The following is a 6,321-nucleotide window of genomic DNA, read 5'->3' on the forward strand; positions in this document are numbered from 1 at the left end:
GGCACCGCACCCCATCCGGCGGCCGGCGGCTGCTGGCCGTACACCTGGCCAGGGCGACCGGGCGCGGCCGGCAGGCCACCGCCGGCGCGGTAGGTGGTGCCGCCGGGGTTGCCCACGACCAGGTCGGGGGTCTCGTCGGACGGCTTGCGGTCCTGCCGGGAGCGACGGACCAGCAGCACGATGAGCAGCAACCCGACCGCCACCAGCACGATGCCGAAGAACATCACCGGCGACCCTCCTCCAGACGACTCGGCAGCCACCGGCTTTGTGTCCGGCCCGCTGGACACGCCGCCGAGCGCCGCCGGGTTGACCGCCTCGTCGACGGCCGCGACCTCGGTCGGGCTCGGGGTGGGTGTCGGCTTCCTGGACGGCGTCGGGCTCGGTGACGGACTGACCCGTCCCCCGGTGACCCGCGCCGCGTCGGTGCCCCGGCCCAGCTCCTGGCCGAGCGCGCTCGTGCCCACGCCGGTGACGACCAGACGACCACCCGGGGCGCCCTCGGCGAACGCCACCCGGTAGCGCACCGTGATGCCCTTGCCCTTGCACACCGTCGGCTTCGTGGGCGACGTCTGGGCGGTGGCCACACTGCCGGAACCGCCGGTGATCGGCACCGGGAACCAGCGCCCGCCCGAGTTGACCTCGACCGTCACCTGGTCCGGCTGAAGACCCTCGAGGCGGAGACCCAGCGCGGTACGCAGCAGGACACACCCGCCAGTGCGCTTGCGCACCGCGACGTTCACGCCCTGCGCGGAGCCACCGGCGGCGAAGCTGCTGGCCGCACCCACCCGGACCGAGTCATCGTCGGCCAGCGCCGGCGACGCACCGAGCATCACCAGGCCGCCCGTCAGACCGCAGACCGCCGCGAGTCGTGCCACGCGTCGACGCACTGTCATGATCACCTCGCCGTTCTCCCCGGGTGGGGTCCGCGGGTCAGGCTACTACCGCCCCACCCACCCCACCGGTCATAGAGCGGCCCGCATGTGTGCGGCGTTACGGTTTACGGCCCGACCTGCCGACCTGCCCGACCTGCGATGATCCAGACCGGCCAGCCTGTTCCACGTCGGCGAGAGCGTCACGGCAGAGCCGGTCGGCGGTGCGGGTGGTCTCCGGCAGCCGGTAGCGCGGGGTCAGCGCGAGGACCTGTGCGGTCGCGTTCTCCAGGCTCATCCGGTGGCCCACGCTGACGAACACCGGCTTCACCCCGTCCCGGGTTCGCAACACCCGCCCGACGACGTCACCGGCGTCGCGTAGCGGCGACCAGGCACCCCGCTCGGCGGACGGCGGGTTCCACGTCCCGACCAGTGGCGTCTTGCCCACCCCGATCGCGGGCAACCCGGTGACCACCCCGAGGTGGCAGGCGAGCCCGAACCGGCGCGGGTGGGCCAACCCGTGCCCGTCGCAGACCAACAGGTCCGGGACGGTTCGCAGGCGGTCGAGCGCACCGAGCAACGCGGGCAACTCCCGGAAGGCGAACAACCCCGGCACGTAGCCGAAGGTCGGTCGACCCACACTGACCGCGGCGTCCACCACGGCCAAGGTGCGGGCATCCAGCACCGTCACGGCCGCCGCCAGCAGGTCACCACCCCCGGCGTACGCGACGTCCAGGCCGGCCACCGTCGCGGGCGCGCGGGGCCCCGGCCCCACCAGGTCGACCAGCGGCCGCAATTCCTCCTGTACCGCCACCGCCTCGGCAACACTGCCCGGCACCGCCCGCTCCCGCTCGGGCTCTGGTGCTGGCGCTGTCTCCGGCGCTGGCGCTGGTTCCGGTTCCGGTTCCGCCTCCGGCTCCGGCTCCGGCTCCGGCTCCGGCTCCGGCTCCGGCTCCGGCTCCGGCTCCGGCTCCGGCCATGATCCACTCGGCTTCATGGAAGTCGGGCTATCCCCCGCACCCGGACACCCCGACATCATGAAACCGGAGTCGATCACCCTCGGCGTGAACCATCGACGACGCCATCCGCTGCCGACTGACCATCCGAACCACCCTGCCCCCGGTCACCGCCGGCCCGACTCCCGAACGCGCCGAAGGCGCTCGCGAAGGCGACACCGAGCGCGACGCCGAAGGCAACACCACCCGTCGCACCGAACGAGGGGATGCCGATCGCCAGGCCGAGCAGGATGCCAACCGGCCAGGCCCAGAGGTTGGACCTGCTGCTCCGCGTACCGAATTTCGCCATGGATCGATGATATTGAGCCGCGCCACCGCTCACCCACGCCAGCTGTCTTCCTCTCGGCACGGACCCATCGTGGGGCAAGGCCCAACGCACCTCGGCTTCCACTCCTACTTCGCTCTCCCCACGTCGGGGTCCGCGCCAGGATCACCGGCCGCGCGTAGCTGCTCCTCGAACATGACGAACGTCCGCTGCCGGATCCCACGAATGAGCGTCCGCTCGCGTGGCGTCTCGTGACGCGCCTCGGCGTCCGCCTGGTTGTGGATCGCGCGCACCGTCTCGTAGAGCGCGAAAACCGGCCCTTCGCCCTTGAGATGATGAGCCCGAAACGCCTCCACCTCCTGAACAAAATCTTCCGCGCTTCTGGGGAATACCTCCCCGCCAATGTCGAAGACGATTTCGCTGAACAGGTCGTTCTTCTCCTGCCAGCCGCCGGTGTCGATGGAGACACGCCAGACTCTGGCTCCGCCCTCGGCCGTCTTCACGATCTTTACCGGCGACTGGTAGTACAGGTAGTAGGACGGGAGCACCAGACCAGGCATCTCGACCATCAAGCGTTCCCCTCATAGGTCGACTCCAGCGCCTGCCAGAACAACTGTTGCTCGCGACGAAGGATCCCGTCTGCGATCGCTCCCTCGCGTGCCGTCAACGCTCGGCCCTCGGCGCGAGCCAGGGCATCCACGTCACGGCGCACCTCGTACAGCGCATGCTCCCAGACGGCCACCGCGTCGAGCGCGGCCAGGTGCAGACGGAACTCGGCGAGGTGCTTGTTCCGCGTCCGCAATACAAGTTGGACGTCCCGGTAACCGCTGGCCTCAGGAGTCAAAAACCGGTCTTGGAAGCTCACGACTACGACGTCGGGGTGGTCCCGTATCCGTCCGAGCGCAGCGTAAAGGTCGTCGAGGTTGCCAAACTCGACCTTCGCGGCCGCGAGGTCGAGCAACTTCGACGCGTCACCCTGGTGCTTGACCACCTTGTCCTCAGCTCGCCGCCGGTCCTTCGGCTGCGGACGCCAGCCAGGTTCTCCAACGCGCCTACCGTCGACCTCAGCGAGCGCCACTGCTAGCTGATTCAGATCTGCCTGCGCCTCCACCGCTGCGGAGTAAAGGTTGTCAAGGTAGCGCCTCCGGTAGGCGGCGTCATCGCGCCGGTCATCGTCGAACCCTGCCTGCATGACCGGTCCCCGACGTACCAGGATGCTGGCGCTGATCTCCCGCTGCTCGTCCGTGAGAGGGGTCGGTTCTGGTTGCGGCACCTCCCGGGCGGATGTCTTCCGTCCCGCCGCCTCCTGTTGGTTGACGTCGTCGAGCACCTCGGCGAGAACGTCGATGGCCTGCGGGTGGCTGGCCAGGTGATACAGCGTCAACGGGCGAGCGGTCAGTGAGCTCGCGAGTTCGGGCGTGGACAGGATGATCCGGGCCAGGTCCGGTTGCCGCACCACCTGCCGGACCACGTTCTCGGCCAGGTTCGGCTCGTTCGCTGGTGGCTCCCGCCGGGCGCGGTCGAGCATGTCCCGGACCCGGTCGTCGGCGAACATCCGCGCGAGATCCCGTGCCGATGCCTCATCCAGATCCGGCGCCAGACGGCGAAGGGTGGGCGGGTCGACCGCCGTCGCGAACTCAACAGGGCTCAGCCCGGCCGCGAAGACGTCGTCCAGGTTATTGGTCAGCGCGAAAACACCAGCCGAATTCTCATCCGGTAGGGGCTGGGCCGGGTCAGCGCCGGTTGTGCTGTCCACGCCCTCAGCGTCCGGTGACATCGGCACCGAGCCCGGGCCGTCGAGCAGCAGGTGCATCCGGTTGATGTACGGGTCGCCGTGGCCGCCGTCGTCGTGCGTCGGCGGGTGCTCCGGCAGGTCGGGCCGCTCGCTGAACCGGCCCCGGGGCAGCCCGCCGAGCGGCATCGGCCGGCCGTCCCCGCCCAGCACCAGCGCGTCGATGCCGACCACCTCGGGGTACAGCGGCCGGTCCCGGACCACGCCGTTCTGCGGGTCCAGGTAGAGCACCGTGCCGTGCTGGTTGAGCGCCACCCAGGCGTGCGAACCGCCGTGCGGCCACTCGGTGACCATGAACGCGTAGCTGCCGTGGCCGCCCAGCAGCAGTTGGTCGTGCAGGTTGCGGTAACCCCGGTCGGCTGCCTGCCGCGCCTGCTCGGCACCGAGACGTTGGCCGGGCGGCGGGGCGAGCAGTCGTTGGAAGCGCCCGCCGGTCACGTCCTCCACCCGGCCGGGGCCACCGGCCTCGCCCCGGATCGGGCGTCGGATGTCACCGTCGAGGTAGCCGTCGAACGTACGCGGCGCCGACACCCGTGGCCGGCCGTGCACCCACGTCTCGAACAGCGACAGGGTGCAGTCCAGGCAGTTGATGCCCCGGGTGGCGTCGGCGGCGGGACCACCGTCGTTCAGCAGCCGGAACCATCCGCCGCGTCGCGGGTCGGCGGTGCGGGTGATGGTGCCGTCCGGCTCACGGGGCAGCTGCCGTTCCACGTCGACCTGGTGCAGCGCCAGCGGTGGACGTAGTCCCCCGGGCCGCCCGTACGGCCGAGAGTCGTCGATCGGTGGTGGACCGTCGTTGCCGGTGAGCTTGGACGGACCGGCGGTCTCCACCGCCCCGAGCGCGAGCGCGCCGACGTCCCGGTTGGCGTGCTCGAAGGTGGCGGCACCCAGGTCCACTACCGACGGCGCCGTGGTGCCGGCCAGCACCGCGTCCGCCAGGTCAACCCATTCGACGTACGCGCGGGTCTCCTCGTTCGCGGCACGCCACCAGCCGTCGGCCCACTGCTCGCGACCAGCCTGGTGCAGCTGTCGGGCGTAGCTGCCGTACTCGACGGCCCTGCGGTCGTGCTCCGCGGCCCGGGTGCGCAGTCGGGTGGCCTCGGCCTGCCGGCGGGTGTTCTCGAAACCGATCCGCTGCGCTTCGTAGTGGCTCTGGTAGCGCCGCCGCTCGGCGGCCTCCGCCTCGGCGGCCCACTGTGCCGCGTACCAGTCGTCGGTCTCGATCGCGGGCCTCGACGGATCACCGAACGCCGCCACGTCGACGGGGACCGTCGCCCTGCCCCGGGCCCGTGCTCGGGTGCGGGCGTCTCCCGCGCCGGTACGCGCGCTGGCCGGGCGAATCGGCCCACCGGCGACGGGGTGGCGGCCACCGGCGTTGTCGGGCCAGGGCCGGTGGTCGGGGCTGGTGTGGGAGACCACGCGGTCGGACCGGGCGTGGTGGCGTACGGCGTGTTGCCGGGGTGACCCGGCGGGGCGGCGGTGGCCGGCCCACCGCTCGGTTCCACGGCGCCGGCCACCGGTGCGGCCAGCGCCGAGAGCCGCGAATCAGCAGCCACCGCGGAGAGCGTCGGATCGGCGGTCACCGCCGAAAGCCTCGGGTCGGTGGAGGCCGCCGCCGGCGTCGAAGTGGCGGCGGCCGACGGCGTCGAAGTGGCGGCCTGCGTCGGAAGCGTCGGGTCGGCCGTCGCCGGGTGCGGTGCGTCCGCCCACTCCGGCCGCAGCCCGTCGGTCGACGGCACCGTTTCGGACGGGCGTAGCGAACCGTCCCCGGCATCCACATCGGACACCGCGCCCACCTCGAACTCGCGGGCGGTCGACACTCCGACCTCCGGCGACAGCGCGACCCCGAGCGACGCCGACGCATCGACGCGGGACGTCGCTGACTGGTCGGGCGACAGCGTGTGGCCTACCTCCGCCGTCTGAGCGGAAACGCCCGGAGCCGAGACCGACCCACCGGACGCCACCGCCGGGGATGAGACCAACCCGCCGGAGGACGCCACCGACGGCGCGGCCGCCGCCGGGTCCGTGGCACCCGCCGAGAACGTCGAGCCGCTCGCCGAAGACGTCAAATCACCAGCGAGGGCCGCCACCGAGGGCGGTGCGGGACCGGCGAGGGACGTTCCAGCCAGAGCGTTGGCCTGCGCGTCGAGCCGGGCGCGTAGGGCATGGTCGGTCTGGCCGGTGGCCGAGCCGGTGGCTCCGGACGCGGCAGCACGGGCGACGTCCTCCACCGAGGTCAGACCCGAGCCGGTGGCTAGGCTGGCGGCGGTGTCGGCGAGCACCTCGCCGGTCATCTCCCGCCCCAGGTGCTCCCCCACCCGCGCCGCTCGCCCGGTGGCGTGCCGGCCCAGCCCGGCCAGTGGCGCGACCGCCCCGCCG

General features: G+C 72.1%; 5 protein-coding genes. All 5 read right to left on the bottom strand.

The window, feature by feature from the left end; genetic code table 11:
• Positions 1-875: hypothetical protein (locus JM949_RS32440; protein ID WP_203151890.1), on the bottom strand; the 875-nt coding region annotated here is incomplete at its 3' end.
• Between the two features lie 115 nt (positions 876-990).
• Entirely contained in the window at positions 991-1,707 is a 717-nt protein-coding gene (gene nfi, locus JM949_RS32445) for a deoxyribonuclease V (RefSeq protein WP_203151891.1), read from the bottom strand.
• 215 nt (positions 1,708-1,922) lie between these two features.
• The gene (locus JM949_RS32450; RefSeq protein WP_203151892.1) at positions 1,923-2,174 is read right to left on the bottom strand and encodes a hypothetical protein; all 252 of its coding nucleotides are present in this window, start codon (positions 2,172-2,174) and stop codon (positions 1,923-1,925) included.
• A gap of 104 nt (positions 2,175-2,278) precedes the next feature.
• Positions 2,279-2,719 (bottom strand): hypothetical protein, encoded by a 441-nt coding sequence (locus tag JM949_RS32455; protein ID WP_203151893.1) that lies wholly within the window; start codon positions 2,717-2,719, stop codon positions 2,279-2,281.
• Entirely contained in the window at positions 2,719-5,361 is a 2,643-nt protein-coding gene (locus tag JM949_RS32460) for a toxin glutamine deamidase domain-containing protein (RefSeq protein WP_203151894.1), read from the bottom strand. The genes JM949_RS32455 and JM949_RS32460 overlap by 1 nt, the downstream gene beginning before the upstream one ends.
• Between the last annotated feature and the right edge of the window lie 960 nt (positions 5,362-6,321).

It is taken from the genome of Micromonospora tarensis, from assembly GCF_016803395.1.
Classification (GTDB): Bacteria; Actinomycetota; Actinomycetes; order Mycobacteriales; family Micromonosporaceae; genus Micromonospora; species Micromonospora tarensis.

Coding starts and splice junctions, on each gene's coding strand:
- JM949_RS32450 (WP_203151892.1), bottom strand. CDS start 2,174: ATGGCGAAATTCGGTACGCGGAGCAGCAGGTCCAACCTCTGGGCCTGG.
- JM949_RS32455 (WP_203151893.1), bottom strand. CDS start 2,719: ATGGTCGAGATGCCTGGTCTGGTGCTCCCGTCCTACTACCTGTACTAC.